Source organism: Streptosporangium amethystogenes (genome assembly GCF_000721075.1).
Taxonomy (GTDB): domain Bacteria; phylum Actinomycetota; class Actinomycetes; order Streptosporangiales; family Streptosporangiaceae; genus Streptosporangium; species Streptosporangium amethystogenes.
Genome location: NZ_JOEQ01000145.1, coordinates 1 through 563, shown reverse-complemented (window position 1 = coordinate 563; position 563 = coordinate 1). Strand labels below are relative to the sequence as shown.

Here is a 563-nt window from a genome sequence, read left to right as displayed (position 1 = left end):
GAAGTCGTCGGCCTTGATGGTGTTGATGAAGGTGGTCCATTCGGTGGGGGTGAAGAAAAGGCTGGGGCCGTGGGGGTCTTTGGAATCGCGTACGGCGACCAGGTGGGGGTGTCCGGGCTTGTGGGCGGGGCCTTCGGTGAGGTTTTCGAGCTCCGCGACCTCGACACAGTTTCCACCGTTGTTGCCGCTGAGGCTTGACTTGCGCCACTGAGCCTTGCTCAGGTCCATTGTTCCTCCGCTGTGTGCTTAATGAGGTCCGTCGACATGTTCAGCGGCAGGGCCTGGATGCGAATGGCCTCGAACCGCTGGACGGCCATTGTGGTGTCGTCCCGGTCACCGGTCGTCAGTCCGCGAATGGCCGTTTCCAAATACGCTACCTCGCTACCGTCTTCCAGGGTCGCGATCGCGAATCCCGCCAGCAGGCCGGAACGGACGTAACCGGAGGGAACGACCTGCACACTGATTTGGGGACTGGCGATCGCGGCGATGTGCTCCAGTTGCTCGCGCATGACATCGGGACCTCCTACCAGCAGGTTGAGGACCGTCTCGCTGATTACACAGCG

General features: G+C 61.8%; 2 protein-coding genes. Both read right to left on the bottom strand.

Annotated elements, in window-relative coordinates:
• A partial coding sequence (locus IG98_RS0144020; protein WP_030926617.1) for a DUF397 domain-containing protein occupies nt 1-228 on the bottom strand: 228 nt, incomplete at its 3' end.
• Nucleotides 219-563: Scr1 family TA system antitoxin-like transcriptional regulator (locus IG98_RS0144015; protein ID WP_030926615.1), on the bottom strand; the 345-nt coding region annotated here is incomplete at its 5' end. The genes IG98_RS0144020 and IG98_RS0144015, both read right to left, overlap by 10 nt.